General features: G+C 60.3%; 15 protein-coding genes. 11 read left to right on the top strand and 4 right to left on the bottom strand.

Features of this window, described 5'->3' with window-relative positions:
* Positions 1 to 16 precede the first annotated feature (16 nt).
* The gene (locus ACA074_RS12055) at positions 17 to 535 is read right to left on the bottom strand and encodes a hypothetical protein (protein WP_497679082.1); all 519 of its coding nucleotides are present in this window, start codon (positions 533 to 535) and stop codon (positions 17 to 19) included.
* Positions 536 to 770: 235 nt separating this feature from the next.
* On the opposite strand from ACA074_RS12055, the gene paaA reads away from it, so the two are divergent.
* The 8 genes from paaA (at position 771) to paaZ (ending at position 8,674) form a co-directional block, all read left to right on the top strand.
* The gene (gene paaA, locus ACA074_RS12050; protein WP_401265265.1) at positions 771 to 1,760 is read left to right on the top strand and encodes a 1,2-phenylacetyl-CoA epoxidase subunit PaaA; all 990 of its coding nucleotides are present in this window, start codon (positions 771 to 773) and stop codon (positions 1,758 to 1,760) included.
* A gap of 27 nt (positions 1,761 to 1,787) precedes the next feature.
* Positions 1,788 to 2,069, top strand: a complete 282-nt coding sequence (paaB, locus tag ACA074_RS12045) for a 1,2-phenylacetyl-CoA epoxidase subunit PaaB (protein WP_401265268.1) — start codon at positions 1,788 to 1,790, stop codon at positions 2,067 to 2,069.
* A gap of 8 nt (positions 2,070 to 2,077) precedes the next feature.
* Positions 2,078 to 2,839, top strand: a complete 762-nt coding sequence (paaC, locus tag ACA074_RS12040; RefSeq protein WP_497679081.1) for a 1,2-phenylacetyl-CoA epoxidase subunit PaaC — start codon at positions 2,078 to 2,080, stop codon at positions 2,837 to 2,839.
* Positions 2,826 to 3,359, top strand: a complete 534-nt coding sequence (paaD, locus tag ACA074_RS12035) for a 1,2-phenylacetyl-CoA epoxidase subunit PaaD (protein ID WP_497679080.1) — start codon at positions 2,826 to 2,828, stop codon at positions 3,357 to 3,359. The genes paaC and paaD overlap by 14 nt, the downstream gene beginning before the upstream one ends.
* Positions 3,360 to 3,389: 30 nt before the next feature.
* Positions 3,390 to 4,466, top strand: coding sequence for a 1,2-phenylacetyl-CoA epoxidase subunit PaaE (paaE, locus tag ACA074_RS12030; protein WP_489880902.1), 1,077 nt, complete (start codon positions 3,390 to 3,392; stop codon positions 4,464 to 4,466).
* 167 nt (positions 4,467 to 4,633) lie between these two features.
* A complete protein-coding gene (locus ACA074_RS12025) occupies positions 4,634 to 4,942 on the top strand; it encodes a DUF485 domain-containing protein (RefSeq protein ID WP_401265278.1) in 309 nt (102 codons plus the stop codon).
* On the top strand, positions 4,939 to 6,585 hold the full coding sequence (locus tag ACA074_RS12020) for a cation acetate symporter (RefSeq protein ID WP_489880904.1): 1,647 nt from the start codon (positions 4,939 to 4,941) through the stop codon (positions 6,583 to 6,585). Before ACA074_RS12025 ends, ACA074_RS12020 begins: the two co-directional genes overlap by 4 nt.
* A gap of 28 nt (positions 6,586 to 6,613) precedes the next feature.
* Positions 6,614 to 8,674, top strand: coding sequence for a phenylacetic acid degradation bifunctional protein PaaZ (paaZ, locus tag ACA074_RS12015; RefSeq protein ID WP_497679079.1), 2,061 nt, complete (start codon positions 6,614 to 6,616; stop codon positions 8,672 to 8,674).
* 110 nt (positions 8,675 to 8,784) lie between these two features.
* On the opposite strand, the gene ACA074_RS12010 is transcribed toward paaZ, so the two are convergent.
* Both ACA074_RS12010 and ACA074_RS12005 read right to left on the bottom strand, forming a co-directional pair.
* On the bottom strand, positions 8,785 to 9,306 hold the full coding sequence (locus tag ACA074_RS12010; protein ID WP_497679078.1) for a DUF2846 domain-containing protein: 522 nt from the start codon (positions 9,304 to 9,306) through the stop codon (positions 8,785 to 8,787).
* Positions 9,307 to 9,365: 59 nt separating this feature from the next.
* On the bottom strand, positions 9,366 to 9,917 hold the full coding sequence (locus tag ACA074_RS12005; protein ID WP_401265286.1) for a hypothetical protein: 552 nt from the start codon (positions 9,915 to 9,917) through the stop codon (positions 9,366 to 9,368).
* Between the two features lie 261 nt (positions 9,918 to 10,178).
* On the opposite strand from ACA074_RS12005, the gene ACA074_RS12000 reads away from it, so the two are divergent.
* From ACA074_RS12000 to katG, 3 genes are all read left to right on the top strand, one after another.
* Positions 10,179 to 10,490, top strand: a complete 312-nt coding sequence (locus tag ACA074_RS12000; RefSeq protein ID WP_497617792.1) for a hypothetical protein — start codon at positions 10,179 to 10,181, stop codon at positions 10,488 to 10,490.
* A 20-nt stretch (positions 10,491 to 10,510) separates the two neighbouring features.
* Positions 10,511 to 12,721 carry an LTA synthase family protein gene (locus ACA074_RS11995; RefSeq protein WP_497679077.1) on the top strand — a complete coding sequence of 737 codons (2,211 nt, stop codon included), beginning with the start codon at positions 10,511 to 10,513 and terminating at the stop codon, positions 12,719 to 12,721.
* Between the two features lie 131 nt (positions 12,722 to 12,852).
* Positions 12,853 to 15,123: a catalase/peroxidase HPI gene (gene katG / locus ACA074_RS11990; RefSeq protein WP_187678747.1), complete on the top strand. Its 2,271-nt coding sequence runs from the start codon at positions 12,853 to 12,855 to the stop codon at positions 15,121 to 15,123.
* Positions 15,124 to 15,387: 264 nt separating this feature from the next.
* On the opposite strand, the gene pepN is transcribed toward katG, so the two are convergent.
* On the bottom strand, positions 15,388 to 18,045 hold the full coding sequence (gene pepN, locus ACA074_RS11985) for an aminopeptidase N (RefSeq protein ID WP_497679076.1): 2,658 nt from the start codon (positions 18,043 to 18,045) through the stop codon (positions 15,388 to 15,390).
* Between the last annotated feature and the right edge of the window lie 10 nt (positions 18,046 to 18,055).

Raw genomic sequence — 18,055 nt, 5'->3', positions numbered from 1 at the left:
GCAATGCCTTCGCCGTTCAGCGTTTGCGGGCCAACGCTTTGCGTACGCGCTCTCGGGACATTTTCGAACCGGTTTCCTGCGCTTGGGCCTTCACCTCAGTCGTCTCTGGCGCCAACTCGTCGGCCAGCTGTTTCTTGCGTTTGGCCACTTCGCGCCACTGATAGCCGAAATACAGCAAGGCGACAAACAAGCCCACCACACCAGAAATCACAACACCAACGACGTTCCACAGCACGAAGGTGATGAGCAACGTTTTCCAGTTGAACGGTGTCAGCGGCTGTTCTGCGGACTTCTTTTTGTCTTCCGCCGGCTCGCGCTCAGGCGCCGCCGGCACCTTCTGCACCCCATCCAGATCGAAGCGCAGGGCGAAGTTCGATCCAGGCACCTGCACGTCAATTCGGTCGCCCTCAACGGTATGCACGCGAATTTCACCATCAAGGCCCGAAACCGAGCTGAAACTGATTTGGCTTTCGCGTATTTCGCCGTTTATCAGCGTAAACACTTTGGGTTTGTCGTCACGGGGAACGTCGCTCATATCGATTCCTTGAGAGATCCACGCCGAACAACGCGCATGGGAGAGATCCGTAGGGCGCAAATGCTACTGAGCGACCATCACCCTGTCCAGAAAACATCCCTTCACCACTGATCGGAAGCGATACACAAAAATATACGACACGTTATTTTGTGTTTGATATTAATTTCCGTATCACTTATAAAGTTCTCCATGCCCTCGAACATGCCTTCGAAAAAACCGAGGCAGGAGAACAAGAATGTACGCACAGCTCGTAGAAACAGGCGTCAAACGCATCAAGGACCTTTCGGAGATGTCCGATGAGGAACGCGCCTTTCAGGAAAAAATCGATTCAGAAATCAAGATCGAAGCCAAGAACTGGATGCCAGATGCGTATCGCCAGACGCTGATCCGGCAGATTTCCCAGCACGCCCACTCCGAGATCGTCGGCATGCTGCCGGAAGGCAACTGGGTGACCCGTGCGCCGTCGCTCAAACGCAAACTGCAATTGATGGCGAAGATTCAGGACGAGGCTGGTCACGGCCTGTATCTGTACAGCGCCATGGAAACCCTCGGCGCTGATCGCGACGAAGAGATCGCCAAGCTGCACAGCGGCAAGGCCAAGTATTCGAGCATCTTCAATTACCCGACGCTGAACTGGGCCGACATGGGCGCGGTAGGCTGGCTGGTCGATGGCGCGGCGATCGTCAATCAGGTGGTGTTGCAGCGCACCTCGTATGGCCCCTACTCCCGGGCCATGGTGCGGATCTGCAAGGAAGAGAGTTTCCACCAGCGCCAGGGCTACGAAATTCTTCTGACCATGATGCGCCACGGCAATCAGGCGCAAAAAGACATGGTTCAGGACGCGATCAATCGTCTGTGGTGGCCGGCGCTGATGATGTTCGGCCCGAGCGACGAACACTCACCGAACAGCGCGCAGTCGATGGCCTGGAAGATCAAGCGCCAGAGCAACGACGAACTGCGCCAGCGCTTCATCGACCAGACCATCCCGCAACTGGAACTGCTCGGCTGCACCTGCCCCGATCCGGACTTGAAGTGGAACGCCGAGCGCGGTCATTACGACTTCGGCGAGATCCAGTGGAGCGAGTTCTACGAAGTGCTCAAGGGCAACGGCCCGTGCAATCAGGAACGCGTCGCCACCCGCCGAAAAGCCATTGAAGACGGTGCCTGGGTCCGCGAAGCCGCGGTCGCCCACGCTCGTAAAAAACAGAACAAGAACGCCGCTTGATCGGCCATCTGATGTGGAGTGAATGACATGTCCCAGTGGACCCTTTTCGAAGTTTTCGTGCGTAGCAAGCACGGCCTCAACCATAAACACGTCGGCAGCGTGCATGCCGCTGATACCACCATGGCTATCGAGAACGCCCGCGAGCTCTACACCCGTCGCAGCGAAGGCGTGAGCCTGTGGGTGGTGCCTTCAGCGCTGATCACCGCTTCGTCGCCGGATGAAAAAGACCCGCTGTTCGATCCCTCTGACGACAAGGTTTACCGCCACGCCAGTTTCTACGAACTGCCGGCCGAAGTCGGACACATGTGAGGTCGACCATGAACGATAAAACCGATCTGATCGAATACCTGCTGCGCCTCGGCGACAGCGCCCTGATCCAGGGCCAGCGTCTGTGCCAATGGTGCGGCAAGGCCCCGGCACTGGAAGAAGAATTGGCGCTGATGAACGTCGGCCTCGACCTCGTTGGTCAGGCGCGAAACTGGTTGGAATACGCCGCTGAGCTGCTGAACGATGGCCGTGATGCCGACCACTTGGCGTTTCGCCGCGATGAGCGCGCCTATCGCAACCTGCTGCTGGTCGAACAACCGAATGGCGACTACGCGGTGACCATGCTTAAGCAATTCCTCTACGACGCCTGGCACCTGCCGGTGTTGCAGGGCTTGAGCCAGTCCAGTGACGAACGCATTGCCGGGATCGCCGCCAAAGCGGTCAAGGAAGTTACCTATCACCTGCGCCGCTCCGGCGAGTGGATCGAGCGAATGGGCGACGGCACTGAAGAAAGCCATCAGCGCATGCTCACGGCGATCCCGGAAGTCTGGCGTTTCACCATCGAACTGATCGCCGCCGACGATAGCGAACAGCGTCTGTGCGCGGCCGGCATCAGCCCGGACATCGCCACTGTCGCCGCGCAATGGCAAGCAACGGTCAGTGCCGTGTTCGACCGCGCCACCCTGCCCGTCCCGACGGCGCCGAGCTATTTCTACCTGAATGCCCGTCGCGGTCTGCACAGCGAACACCTGGGCATTTTGCTGGCGGAAATGCAGTTCCTGCCACGAGCGTACCCCGATGCAACCTGGTGAGCTGATCACCAGCGATCGCGGCGCCCGGCCAGCGCTGAACGGTGATCTGGACAAGGCTTGGGCGACCCTGGCCGAGGTCATGGACCCGGAAGTGCCGGTGGTCAGCGTGGTCGACCTCGGGATCGTCCGCGACCTCGATTGGCAGGCCGGGCATCTGCACGTGGTGGTCACGCCAACTTATTCCGGCTGCCCGGCCACCGAAGTGATCGAGGACGACATCCGCGCCGCACTGGAACACGCCGGTTTCAGCGCGCCACGACTGGAACGCAAGTTGACCCCGGCCTGGTCCACTGACTGGATCACCGCCGATGGCCGCGAACGCTTGCGCGCCTACGGCATCGCCCCGCCGGACGGCAGCGCCAGCAAACGCACGCTGCTCGGCGAAAGCCCGACGGTGCTGTGCCCGCAATGCGGCAGCGTCCACACCGAAGTGCTCAGCGAATTCGGCTCCACCGCGTGCAAAGCCTTGTACCGCTGCTGCGATTGCCGCGAGCCCTTCGACTATTTCAAGTGCATCTGAGCGGCCGAATGCCGTGTCGGGAGAACAATAATGAGCAAATTCCACAGCCTGACCATCAAGGATGTCCGCAGCGAAACCCGTGACGCCGTGTCCATCGCTTTCGACATTCCCCAGCACTTGCAGGACAGCTTTCAGTTCACCCAGGGCCAGCATCTGGTGATGCGCACGCAGATGGATGGCGAAGAAGTGCGTCGTTCGTATTCGATCTGCACCGGGGTCAACGACGGTGAACTGCGCATTGCAATCAAACGCGTGGCGGGCGGGCGCTTCTCGGCATTCGCCAACGAGCAGTTGCAGGCCGGGCACACCCTCGAAGTGATGCCGCCGGCCGGGCACTTCCATGTTGAACTGGATCCGGCACGCCACGGCAACTATCTGGCGGTGGCCGCCGGCAGCGGCATCACGCCGATTCTGTCGATCATCAAGACCACCCTGGAAACCGAGCCGCACAGCCGCGTCACCCTGCTGTACGGCAACCGTTCCAGCTCCGGCGCATTGTTCCGCGAACAGCTCGAAGACCTGAAGAATCGTTACCTGCAACGCCTGAACCTGATTTTTGTGTTCAGCCGCGAGCAGCAGGATGTCGACCTCTACAACGGTCGCATCGACGCGCAGAAATGCGAGCAACTGTTCAGCCGCTGGCTCGACGTCAAAGCCCTCGACGCCGCGTTCATCTGTGGCCCGCAAGAGATGACTGAAACCGTGCGCGACAGCCTCAAGGCCAAGGGCATGGGCGCCGAGCGCATCCACTTCGAATTGTTCGCCGCCGCCGGCAGCCAACAGAAACGCGAAGCCCGCCAGGCCGCGCAAGTGCTCGACGCTGGCACCAGCCAGATCACCGTCATCAGCGACGGCCGCGCCGTGGCCTTCGACTTGCCGCGCAACAGCCAGAGCCTGCTCGACGCTGGTAACGCCCAAGGTCTGGAACTGCCGTATTCGTGCAAGGCCGGGGTGTGCTCGACCTGCAAGTGCAAGGTCATCGAAGGCGAAGTCGATATGGACAGCAACCATGCCCTGGAGGACTACGAAGTGGCGGCCGGGTATGTGCTGTCGTGCCAGGCATATCCGGTGAGCGACAAGGTTGTGCTCGATTTCGACCAGTTTTAAAAGCTCACACAGATCCCTGTAGGAGTGAGCCTGCTCGCGATGAGGCCATCAAACTCAACATCGATGTCGCCTGAAACACCGCTATCGCGAGCAGGCTCACTCCTACAGTGGGGCGGTGTGTCTGCCCTGTTCCACCCAAAACAAAAACAACAAACAAGGAAACGATCATGAGCCCCGAAGACGTCGAATTGATCCGCCAACACCCCGACTTCATTCTGCTGGTCCGCCGCAAACAGCGCCTGTACTGGTCGCTGACCGCATTGATGCTGGTGATCTATTACGGCTTCGTCCTGCTGGTGGCTTTCTCCCCCGCCACATTGGGCCAATCCCTCAGCGGCGGCGTGACCACCGTGGGCATGCTGGTCGGTGTCGGCGTGGTGCTGCTGGCCTTTGCCCTGACCGGTTTCTACGTCTATCGCGCCAACAACGTGATCGATCCGCTCAACGAAAAGCTCAAGCAGGAGTGCGCACGATGAAACGTCTGGCCGCGTTTTTCCTGCTCCCCGGCGTGCTGGTCACGGACCTTGCCCTCGCTGCCGAAACGAGTACCCGCCCATTGAACTGGAACGCCATCGGCATGTTCATGGTGTTCGTCCTGTTCACCCTCGGCGTGACCCGTTGGGCCGCGCTGCGCACCCGCTCGACCAGCGATTTCTATACCGCTGGTGGCGGCATGACCGGTTTCCAGAACGGTCTGGCGATTGCCGGCGACATGATCTCCGCCGCTTCGTTTCTGGGCATCTCGGCGATGATGTTCCTCAACGGTTACGACGGCTTGCTCTACGCCTTGGGCGTGTTGGCTGGCTGGCCGATCATCCTGTTCCTGATCGCCGAACGCCTGCGCAATCTCGGCAAATACACCTTTGCCGACGTCGTTTCGTATCGCCTCGAACAAATCCCGGTGCGCCTGACCTCGGCCTTCGGCACCCTGACAGTGGCGTTGATGTACCTGGTGGCGCAGATGGTCGGCGCCGGCAAACTGATCGAGTTGCTGTTTGGCATCGACTACCTCTACGCGGTGGTATTGGTCGGTGTGCTGATGGTGTTCTACGTGACCTTCGGCGGCATGCTCGCCACCACGTGGGTGCAGATCATCAAAGCGGTGATGCTGCTGTTCGGCACCACGTTCATGGCCTTCATGGTGCTCAAGCACTTCGGCTTCAGCTTTGAAGCGATGTTCGCCGGCGCCACCGCCGTACACGCCAAAGGCACGGCGATCATGGCGCCGGGCGGGTTGCTGTCGAACCCGATCGACGCGATTTCCCTGGGGCTGGGCATGATGTTCGGCACCGCCGGGTTGCCGCACATTCTCATGCGCTTTTTCACCGTCAGCGATGCGAAACAGGCGCGTAAAAGCGTGTTCTACGCCACCGGCTTCATCGGCTACTTTTACCTGCTGCTGATCGTTGTCGGTTTCGGTTCCATCGTTATGGTCGGCACGGATCCGTCCTTTCGCGACGCCAGCGGCGCGATCATCGGTGGCGGCAATATGGTCGCCGTGCATCTGGCGCAAGCGGTGGGTGGCAACCTGTTCCTCGGCTTCATTTCGGCGGTGGCGTTCGCGACGATTCTGGCGGTCGTCGCCGGCCTCGCGCTGTCCGGTGCCTCGGCGGTGTCGCACGACTTGTACGCCTGCGTGATGCGCAAGGGTCAGGCCAGCGAGAAGGAAGAAATCCGCGTCTCGCGCATCGCCACCCTGTGCATCGGCGTGCTCGCCATCGTCCTCGGTTTGTTGTTCGAGTCGCAGAACATCGCCTTCCTCTCCGGACTGGTGTTAGCCATTGCTGCCTCGGTGAATTTCCCGGTGCTGTTCCTTTCGATGTTCTGGAAAGGCCTGACCACACGCGGTGCGGTGATCGGCAGTTTGGCGGGGCTGGTCTCGGCCATTGTGCTGCTGATCCTGAGTCCGGCGGTGTGGGTCAACGTCCTGCATCACCCGCAAGCGCTGTTCCCGTACTCCAACCCGGCGCTGTTTTCCATGAGCCTGGCGTTTTTCAGCGCCTGGCTGTTCTCGGTCACCGACCGCTCGCCCCGCGCAGCCCTTGAGCGCGGCCGTTATCTGGCGCAGTTCATCCGTTCGATGACCGGCATCGGCGCGGCCGGCGCCAGCCAACACTGACTCTTTTACAAGTACAGGAGCTTATTTCATGTCCCACGCCCCTACCCTGCAAAGCTTCCTCGCCGGCCGCTGGATCGGCCAGCACGGCGCGCAGATCCTGCGCAGCGCCATCGACGGCCATGACCTGGCGCGTACCCATGAGGAGCGCCCGGACTTCGCCGAAGCCATCGACTTCGGTCGTCGCCAGGGCGTCAGCGAACTGATGAAGCTCGACTTCCAGCAACGCGCGCAACGGCTCAAGGCGTTGGCGCTGTACCTGAGCGAACGCAAAGAACAGCTCTACGCCCTCTCACATCACAGCGGCGCCACCCGTGCCGATAGCTGGATCGACATCGAGGGCGGCAACGGCACGCTGTTCACCTACGCCGGCCTCGGCGCGCGGGAATTGCCATCGGGCAACATCGTCCACGAGGGCCCCGCGATGGCACTGGGCAAGCTCGGCAGCTTCGCCGGCACGCACATTCTGGTGCCGCGTGGCGGCGTCGCGGTCCACATCAACGCCTTCAACTTTCCGATCTGGGGCATGCTGGAAAAATTCGCACCGTGCTTTCTCGCCGGCATGCCGTGCATCGTCAAACCGGCCAGCGCCACCAGTTACCTGACCGAAGCCGTGGTCCGACTGATGGACGAATCCGGCCTGTTGCCGACCGGCACCCTGCAACTGGTGATCGGCAGCACTGGCGACCTTCTCGACCGTATGCAAGGTCAGGACGTGGTGACCTTCACCGGCTCCGCCGACACCGCCGCCAAGCTGCGGGTCAACCCGAACCTGATCCGCCATTCGGTGCCGTTCAACGCCGAGGCCGACTCGCTGAACTGCGCGATCCTCGCCCCGGACGTCACCCCAAATGACGAAGAGTTCGAGCTGTTCATCAAGGAAGTCGCCCGGGAAATGACGACCAAGGCCGGGCAGAAGTGCACGGCCATCCGCCGTGCCATCGTGCCCAAGCAACACATCGATGCGGTCGCCACACGACTGCGTGATCGCCTGGCGAAAGTGGTGATCGGCGACCCGTCGGTGGAGGGCGTACGCATGGGCGCGCTGGCCTCCCACGATCAACAGAAGGATGTCGGTGAGCGCCTGCAAAGCCTGCTGCAAAGCTGCGATCAATTATTCGGTGCGAAAGACGGTTTCGAACCGCGCGGCGAAAACGTCAGTCAGGGCGCGTTCTTCGCCCCGACCCTGCTGCTGGCCCGCGATCCGCATGCCGAGGGCGGCGCCCATGACATCGAGGCGTTCGGCCCGGTCAGCACTCTGATGGCTTACGACGATCTCGACGAAGCACTGGCGTTGGCCGCTCGCGGCAAGGGCAGTCTGGTCGCCAGCCTGGTGACTAAATCCCCTGCCATCGCCGCCAAAGCCATCCCTGCTGCCGCCGCGTGGCACGGACGCCTGCTGGTACTGGATCGCGAATCCGCCGCCGAATCCACCGGCCATGGCTCGCCGCTGCCACAACTCAAACACGGCGGCCCTGGACGTGCTGGCGGCGGTGAAGAGTTGGGCGGTCTGCGCGCGGTCAAACACTATCTGCAACGCGCGGCGGTACAAGGCTCGCCGACCATGCTTGCGGCCGTCATCGGTGAACACGTGCGCGGCGCCAAAGTCATCGAAACCGAAGTGCATCCGTTCCGTCGGCACTTCCAGGATCTGCAGATCGGCGAATCGCTGCTGACCCATCGCCGCACCGTCACCGAAGCGGATCTGGTCAACTTCGGCTGCCTGTCCGGCGACCACTTCTACATGCACTTCGACGACATCGCCGCCAAAGAGTCGCAGTTCGGCAAACGCATTGCCCACGGCTACTTCGTCTTGTCGGCCGCCGCCGGCCTGTTCGTCTCCGCCGCCCCCGGCCCGGTGCTGGCCAACTACGGCCTCGACACCCTGCGCTTCATCAACCCGGTCGGCATCGGCGACACCATCCAGGCGCGCCTGACTTGCAAGCGCAAGATCGACCAGGGCAAGAAGAGCCCGCAAGGCATTCCGCAAGGGGTGGTGGCGTGGGATGTGGAAGTGACGAACCAACTCGGTGAGCTGGTGGCAAGCTATGACATTTTGACGTTGGTGGTGAAGCGCGAAGAGGCGATTTAACTCGGAAGCCAAAAATGTTTTGAAGAACAGATCTCGACGCTAGCGATGAACACCCAGCGTCGAGTACTGATCCCTTCCTGGAGCAAGTCCCGCTTCGCAAGCCTTAAGATTCACGATGCTGGGGGTGGCACCTGCTGACACCACTTGATCGCCCGCAATGCTTCTTCCTCAGGCACTAACGCGTAGCGAAAAAAGAAATGCGCACCCGAGTAGTAAGCATCATTCACTTCACCTAACGCCTGCTTGTCGCTGAATGCCAGGGAACTGGTCTGATCAGCAATGAAATAGACTTTTCCGTTTTCGACACTCAGGTCGAAACGCTTGTTGACACTGCTGCTGACAAACGGTGGAGAAGTCGACTCAATCCGGTAACGACCGGCTGGCAGGGTTGTCTTGAAGAAGCCACCGGACGGCAGAACGCCGATGGCTTTCCCATCGACCTTGATCGTGGGGGTCACGAAGTAACCGACGCTGGCGGCAGGACGATAAAAATAGAGGGTCGCCTGATCCGGTCGCGTCTGCTCCACGGCGCTAAAAAATGGCTGCCCCTTCAAGTCGGGCCCGGTGCTGCATCCACCCAGCAGGGACAGGCTGGCCAGCAGGCCAACCAAAAGTAATGTGATGCGGTTCATTGATATTTCCTTGAAATAGAAAGCTTCATGGGATGAGCCAAAGCCATGGCCCTGCCGCATCAAGGCATGCAAAGTCCTTTGCCGTAGTCTTTGGCATCAGAGGTTGGCCAAGGCTTGAAGGCGCTTTCGGAGGTCAGATTGATGATGGTTCGGCTTTTTAGAATCGGGTATTTGCGCTTGAGACCCTCGACAGTCTCTTCGGCGTCATCGACGTTGGACAAACAATACGTCAGCGCATTGGCATACAGGTTGCCAATGTAGAGCGTCTGCCCTGCCTTCACGTTAAACACCACAGGAGACGGGCGCGCGACCGCGTGGCCCAAGTAGAACTGATAGCGCCAGTCGGTAAATTGGTAACGCCCAGGCGGCACCTCGTACATGAACAGATGCCCTAGCAAATGGGGAGAGGGTTGGTCGTCCTCGTTATAAAGCGTGGTCAATGCAATGGCTGTGTTCGGCTCTCCCTGCTGTTTGATATCGACCATCAGCCCGTGCGGCTGAGTCAGATACCCTTCAGTAATGGAGCCGATGATCACCGCCTTGGCCGCATCCGGTGCGCGCTTGCCGTCGTAGCGCGCAGTCGTGCACCCGTGCAACAGGGAAACACTCAAGGCAATAGCGCCCCACGTGGCCAATGTGCTGAAAACTTTCCGTAGCATTGTTTAATACCGTGCTTGCCAATTGATCCATGCTTTGCGCCGAATCGGTTGATTCGGCGCACGTTGACCACTGGTATCGCCCGGTGAGCCTTATTCTTGAGGCTTTGCACGCTTCGCTTAATTGCCGGCGTGGTCATCTGCCTGCGCAAAGAAGTAATCCTTCCCACTCCCCGGCTTGTTCTTCAACACCCCCGATTACTGTAATTTCTGCGCATGGATAAACGTGCGCTGCGGCAACCGCGCGAAATCGATCTCGGGTCTTTGACGATTTGCTCGACCAGCGCCAGCGGCAACTTTTTGAAATGGCAGCAGAGCAAAGGCCGACTAAACAGCCTGAAACAAATAAAACCCCGCCGCCGTATGCCAGCCGAACTCGACCTGATCCTCCGGGACGGACGCCGATCAAGGCCTCAAGCCTCCCAAGCGGTTCAATTTGCTATCTGCCAGCAGATCACCCGCACGTTTAAAAAGGCGATCAGACAGCTCACCCTTGGTATCATCGCCCACACTTTTTTGACGGTTTGATGACTGGAAGGTCTTTTTTTGTGAGCGCTCTTTTGACCGGGTTGCGACACCCACATGCCCGCCTCTTTTCCTTGATTTTTCTGGTTCTGATCGTGCCGGTCTGCCTGCGCGCGGCGCTCGGCTGGTCGACGCCGCTGGGTTATTTGTCGGATCTGGCCATTGGCAGTTTGCTGGTGGTGTTGCTGCATCGTCGTCCGTGGTGGCTGGCATTGCCGGTGCTGCTGTTTTGCGCACTGTTGAGCGTGGCGACGGCTGAACTGGTCAGCGCCGTAGGACGCCTGCCGAATCCGACGGATCTGCATTACCTGATCGATCCGCAGTTCGTGGAAAACTCCACCGGCGGCGGTCTGGCCCATCCGGGCGTGGGCATCGCGTTGTTGCTGGCCCTGATGTTTTGGCTGCTGACTCAGTTTGCCGGACGCGGCATTGCCCGCCCGGCCCTGCCCCGCGCTGTCTGGAGTGCGCCGCTGGTGCTGTTCGCCGCGCACTGGGGTGCGCAGAACCTGTGGCCGAGCGAGGACGATCCGTGGCGGGCGTACAACTTGCCGCATCAGTTGCTGGCCACGCAGGTTGCTGATTTACAGATCCAGGCCGAGGAATGGCTGGACGGCGATGTCGAAGAAGCCGCGCCAGCGATGGCCGGGCTGACCGACGTCGATCTCAATGGCCACAAGCTGCTGACCGCCCCGGGTCAGGCGCGCAACGTATTGGTCATAGCCCTGGAAGGCATTCCCGGCGCCTACATCCGCGCCAACCGCGAGGCCATCGGCAGCCATTATCAGGAAGACCTGATGCCCAACCTCAGCCGTTGGGCCGAGCGCGGCATGAACACTCCGGACTACGTGCTGCACACCCACCAGACCATTCGCGGTCTGTACGCCATGCTCTGTGGCGATTACGACAAGCTCAACAACGGCACGCCAAAAGGCGTGGAAATGCTCACCCAGCAACAGCGCAATCAGGCCTGCCTGCCGGCACAACTGCGCGAACACGGCTTCAGCACCCACTACCTGCAAGGCGCCGGTCTGCGCTTCATGGCCAAAGACAAGATCATGCCGCACATCGGTTTCGATGCGACCCATGGCCTGGAATGGTTCACCAACGCCAACTATCTGGAGTTCCCTTGGGGCAAGGATGACAAGGCGTTCTTCGAAGGTGCGCTGGATTATGTCGGCCAATTGAAGAAGCAGAAGCAACCGTGGATGCTGACGTTGCTGACCGTGGGCACCCACCAGCCCTACTCCGCGCCAGAAGACTATCTGCAGCGCTACGAGACGCCGAAACAGGCAGCGGTCGGTTATCTGGACGATGCGCTGGATCAGTTCCTGATCGGACTTGAACGCCAGGGCGTGTTGAAAGACACCCTCGTCGTGATCACTTCGGATGAATCCCACGGCATCGACGGCGTGCGTCTGGCCTCCTCCTGGGGCTTCAACCTGACATTGGCGCCCGAACATGAACAACTGCCGCGCCTCAACGCCGGGGTGTATGGCCATGTCGATCTGAGCACCTCCATCCTCGATTACTTCGACCTGCCAGTGCCAAGCGCGCTGAGTGGCCGCTCGTTGTTTCGCGACTATGACTCCGGGCGCGAGATCATGTCGTTTACCAACGGCAAACTGCGCTATCACGACGGTCGGGGGATTTTTTCCGAATGTGACATGCCACGCCGTTGCCGCTACTACGAAAGCGCAGGGTTTATCGCCGAGAGCGCCACGTTCAAGGGCACCTACAGCGGTCAGCGCGCTCGACAGATCGCGGCCCGCGCGAATGCCCTCGATCTGTCGCTGCTGCGCACCCCGCTCAATCAGCGCTATCAGTTCGGCAGCACCAACGTCATCCCGTTGCAAGCGCAGATCAATGACGATTGGGCCGACAACCTGATTGGCGCGCAATATCTGGAAATGCCCAAGGGCACGCAAACCCGCGTGCGCCTGACCGTACGTTCGGTCGATCCGCAGCAGGCGGCATACATTCAGCTCAAGGCCAAAGAGTTTGAACAGGACGTGCAACTGGGATTGCCGGCGGAGATGGTTGCCACAGCGGATCAACCGCTGGAGATGGATTTCAGTTTTGATAACCCGCAGCAGCGCAAAGCCTTCTCGTTTCACCTGTTGGGATATGGACTGGGTGCAGTAGAGGTGACGGATTTCAGTGTGATCACCGAAGTGCCGGGGCAGGAGGAACTGCTGGACGAAGTACCGGAGGACGAAGCGGCGCAATCCAGTTGATCGCGCGGTAAAAGGTTCTGCCTATCAGTGTCCAATAGTCGGGCTATTAGCTGACTTGCCAAGTCGGGTCTAGCCTTACAAGTCCGAAGTCGGCACGAGCCGGCCGTACAAGACCTGATAAGGATCCGAACATGGCAAACGAATCGAAATGCCCGTTCAACCACGCCGCCGGTGGTGGTACGACGAACCGTGACTGGTGGCCGAATCAACTCAACCTGAAAATCCTGAGTCAGCACTCGCCCAAGTCCGATCCGCTGGGCAAGGATTTCGACTACGCCACCGCCTTCAAAAGCCTGGACTTTCAGGCCTTGAAACAGGACCTGCGCGCCCTGATGACCGACTCTCAGGACTGGTGGCCGGCAGACTTCGGCCACTATGGCCCACTCTTCATCCGCATGGCCTGGCACAGCGCCGGCACCTATCGCACCGCGGATGGCCGCGGTGGCGCCGGCTCCGGCCAGCAACGGTTTGCCCCGCTCAATAGCTGGCCCGACAACGTCAGCCTCGACAAGGCACGTCGCCTCCTGTGGCCGATCAAACAGAAATACGGCCGTAATATTTCCTGGGCCGACCTGATCGTACTCACCGGTAACGTTGCACTGGAATCCATGGGCTTCAAAACCTTCGGTTTCTCCGGCGGCCGTCCCGACGTGTGGGAGCCGGACGAAGACGTGTACTGGGGCTCGGAACACGAATGGCTGGGCGGCGACAGCCGTTACGGCAAGGACAAGTCTGCCATGCAGGAACCCGGTGACGGCACGCTGGTAGCCGAACCTGATTTACACGGCAAAGAAGAAAGCCGCACCGATCAGGGCGAACGCAATCTGGAAAACCCGCTCGCTGCCGTGCAAATGGGTCTGATCTACGTGAACCCGGAAGGCCCTGAGGGCAACCCGGACCCAGTGGCCTCGGCCCGGGACATCCGCGAAACCTTCGGCCGCATGGCCATGAACGATGAAGAAACCGTGGCACTGATTGCCGGTGGTCACGCGTTCGGTAAAACCCACGGCGCCGGCCCTGCCGATAATGTCGGTGCTGAACCGGAAGCCGCCGGCCTGGAAGAGCAAGGCCTCGGCTGGCGCAACGCCTTCGGCACCGGCAAGGGTGGCGACACCATCACCAGCGGCCTCGAAGTAACCTGGACCACCACGCCGACCCAATGGAGCAACAACTATCTGGAAAACCTGTTCGGCTTCGAGTGGGAACTGACCAAGAGCCCGGCCGGTGCGCACCAGTGGCAACCGAAGAACGGCGCAGGCGCCGGCACCGTTCCCCATGCCCATGACCCGAGCAAAAAACTATCGCCGACCATGCTCACCTCCGACCTGGCCCTGCGCTTCGACCCGGCCTACGAACAGATCTCGCGCCGGTTCCTGGCCAATCCCGATCAGTTGGCCGACGCCTTCGCCCGTGCCTGGTACAAACTGATCCACCGCGACATGGGCCCGCTGTCACGCTACCTCGGACCGGAACTGCCCGCCGAAGAACTGCTGTGGCAAGACCCGATTCCTGAGGTCACTCATGCGCTGATCGACGACAACGATGTGACCGCGCTGAAAGGCAAAGTACTGGCGTCTGGGCTGTCCGTCTCGCAACTGGTCTCCACCGCGTGGGCGGCGGCCTCGACATTCCGTGGTTCAGACAAGCGTGGCGGCGCCAACGGTGGCCGCCTGCGTCTGGCACCACAGAAGTTCTGGCAAGCCAACCAGCCTGAGCAGTTGGACAAGGTGCTGAACACCCTTGAAGGCATTCAGGGCGAGTTCAATGGTGGCGCATCCGGCAAGAAGGTCTCGCTGGCGGATCTGATTGTGCTGGCGGGTAATGCCGGGGTCGAGCAAGCGGCGAAAAATGCCGGGCACTCGGTCACGGTGCCATTCACGCCGGGACGTGCGGACGCGACCCAGGAGCAAACCGATGTCGACTCGTTCGGCTTTCTGGAGCCGATTGCCGATGGGTTTCGCAACTACAGCAAAGGCAAATACCGGGTGTCAGCCGAGGCCCTGTTGATCGACAAGGCGCAACTGCTCACCCTCTCTGCTCCGGAAATGACCGTGCTGCTGGGTGGCCTGCGCGTGTTGAACACCAACGTCGGGGGAACGCGTCATGGTGTGTTCACCAGCCAGACAGAAGCACTGACCAACGACTTCTTCACCAACCTGCTGGACATGGGCGTGGAGTGGAAGCCGACGTCACGGGACGCGGACGAGTTCGAGGGCCGTGACCGTAAAACCGGTAGCGTGAAATGGACGGCGACAAGGGTTGATCTGGTGTTTGGCTCCAATGCGATATTGCGGGCGCTGGCGGAGGTGTATGCCAGTTCGGATGCTAAGGAGCAGTTTGTTAAGGACTTTGTTGCTGCATGGACGAAAGTCATGAACCTGGATCGCTTCGACCTGAAGTAATTTAGAGCAACAAAAAACGCCGCTTGTTTAAGCGGCGTTTTTTTGGATGCAAACTGGATTATTTCGGTGTTTTTTAGATCTTAACCCCCTCACCCCAGCCCTCTCCCCCAAGGGGGCGAGGGGGAAAGGGAGCCGATCTCGATGTGCTTCAAAACCAACGCTCGACTCGGTCTTTCAAGTCGGTGTAACTCGACCATCCACCTCGGTCGGTCCCCTCTCCCTCAGGGAGAGGGTTAGGGTGAGGGAAAAGCTCCAAACGCCATATCAAGCCAAGCTCTTGCTAACCACCTCATACACATCGCTCGACAGCTGCCCCGAAGCCCGAATCCGCTCCAGCTCCCCTTTCATCAACGCCTGACGGGCGCTGTCGTATTTACGCCAGCGAGTCAGCGGTGCCAATTGGCGCGAGGCAATCTGCGGATTGAAGCCGTTCAGCTCGATCACCAGATCCGCCAAGAAGCGATAACCCGAACCATCCGCCGCGTGGAAGTTGATCAGGTTCTGCCCGGCAAACGCACCGACCAGCGCACGCACCTTGTTCGGGTTCTTGATGTTGAACGCCGGGTGCTGCATCAACGCTTTCACCCGTTCCAGACCGCCCGGCAAGGTGCTGCCGGCTTGCACGCTGAACCACTGATCCATGACCAGCGGGTTGTCCTTGAATTGCTCGGCGAAAGTGGCCAGCGCTTGGTCTTTCTGCTCGTCGAACGGCGAGTTGACCAGCACCGCCAGCGCGGTCAGGCGCTCGGTCATGTTGTCGCTGGTGTCGAACTGTTCAAGCGCCGCTGCCAACACTTCCGGCTTGCCGCTGAGCATCAGGTACGACAGCGCGATGTTCTGCAAGGCACGACGGGCGAAATGCTCGGCCTCGGCCACATACGGGATTTTCTTCGACAGGTCGCGGTTGGCCTGATAACGCAGCCACAGTCCTTCGAACAGGTTGTCGGCCAGTTGCTTGCGGGCAAATTCGCGTGCGATATGGATGGCATCGACGTCCGCCACTTCGCTGATTTCAGTGAGGTACGCCTCACCCGGCAACGAGAGCATTTCGGCGACCATCGCCTGATCCAGCGACTCGTCGGACAGCACCGTGCGCAGCGCGGTGATCAGGCGAGGATCGAGCGAAAGGCTTTCGCCCTTTTGCTGCTGGGCGATCAGCTCTTGCAGTACCTGTACCGACAGTTGCTGACCGGCATCCCAGCGGTTGAAGCCGTCGCTGTCGTGCTGCATCAGGAACATCAACTGGTCACGGTTGTACGGGAAGCTCAGTTTCACCGGCGCCGAGAAGCCACGCAGCAGAGACGGCAATAGCTGCTCGCTGATGTCGACGAAGGTGAAGGTCTGCTCAGCCTCGGTCACGGAAATCACGCGAGTGGTGCCTTGGGCAGCGGCTTCGCCAGCCAGACGCAGGGTGATCTCGTTGCCCTTGCTGTCGAGCAGGCCCAGTTCCACCGGGATCACGAATGGCAGTTTTTCCACTTTGTCCGGGGTTTCCGGGCAACTCTGGCGGAAGGTCAGGCTGTAGGTTTTTGCCGCAGCATCGTAAGACTCGCTCACCGCCAGACGTGGCGTACCGGCCTGGCTGTACCAGCGTTTGAACTGGGTCAGGTCGACGCCGTTGGCATCTTCCATCGCCTTGATGAAATCGTCGCAAGTCACGGCCTGGCCGTCGTGGCGTTCGAAGTACAGGTCGCTGCCCTTACGGAAGCCTTCGGCGCCGAGCAAGGTATGGATCATGCCGACCACTTCCGAGCCCTTTTCGTACACGGTCAGGGTGTAGAAGTTGGAAATCTCGATGAAGCTGTCCGGGCGCACGGCGTGGGCCATCGGGCCGGCATCTTCGGCGAACTGATGGGTACGCAGGTACGCCACGTCCTGAATGCGCTTGACCGTGGCCGAGTTCATGTCGGCAGAGAAGCCGGAATCGCGGAACACGGTGAAGCCTTCCTTGAGCGACAACTGGAACCAGTCGCGGCAGGTCACGCGGTTGCCCGACCAGTTGTGGAAGTATTCGTGGGCGACGATCGCCTCGACCCGCTGGTGCGCGGCGTCGGTAGCGGTTTCGGCGCGGGCCAGCACGGCGCTGGAGTTGAAGATATTGAGGCCTTTATTCTCCATGGCGCCCATGTTGAAGTCGTTGACCGCGACGATCATGAAGATGTCCAGATCGTACTCGCGACCGTAGACCTCTTCGTCCCAGCGCATCGACTTCTTCAGGCTGTTCATCGCGTGCTGGCACTTGTCGATGTTTTCCGGCTCGACATAGATGCGCAGCGCGACGGTGCGCTCGGTCATGGTGGTGAAGGTGTCTTCAACGCACCACAAATCACCGGCCACCAGCGCGAACAGGTACGCCGGTTTCATGAAGGGGTCTTCCCAGGTCGCCCAGTGCCGGCCGTCTTCGCCGGGGCCGGAAGCGATCGGGTTGCCGTTCGACAGCAGTACCGGATAGCTGTGCTGCTCGGCGACCACCGTGGTGGTGAACTTGCTCATCACGTCGGGACGGTCGAGGTAATAGGTGATCTTGCGGAAGCCTTCGGCTTCGCACTGGGTGCAGAACATCGTGCCGGACTTGTACAGGCCTTCCAGCGCGGTGTTGGTTTCCGGGTGGATCTTGACGCTGGTGTCGACCGTGAAGGTTTCGCTGGTCGGTTGCAGGGTCAGGTGGTTTTCGCTGAGCTGGTAATCGTCAGCGCTCAGCTCTTTGTCGGCGAGTGTGACCGCGAGCAATTCCAGCTGCTGGCCATCGAGCACCAGCGGCGGCAGGCCCGCGCCACGGGCCGGGTTGCGGCGCATCACCAGTTGCGCGTGGACCAGGCTGTGGTCCTCGAACAACTCGAAGGTCAGGTGTGTTTCGTCGATCAGGTACTCAGGCGCCTGATAGTCCTTCAGGTAAATCATCTTCGGTTGTTCGGTGCGCATGCTGGAATCC

The organism is Pseudomonas sp. LBUM1655, assembly GCF_059716085.1.
The sequence above is the reverse complement of the archived record's forward strand: the minus strand, read 5'-3'. Positions and strand labels throughout refer to the sequence as shown.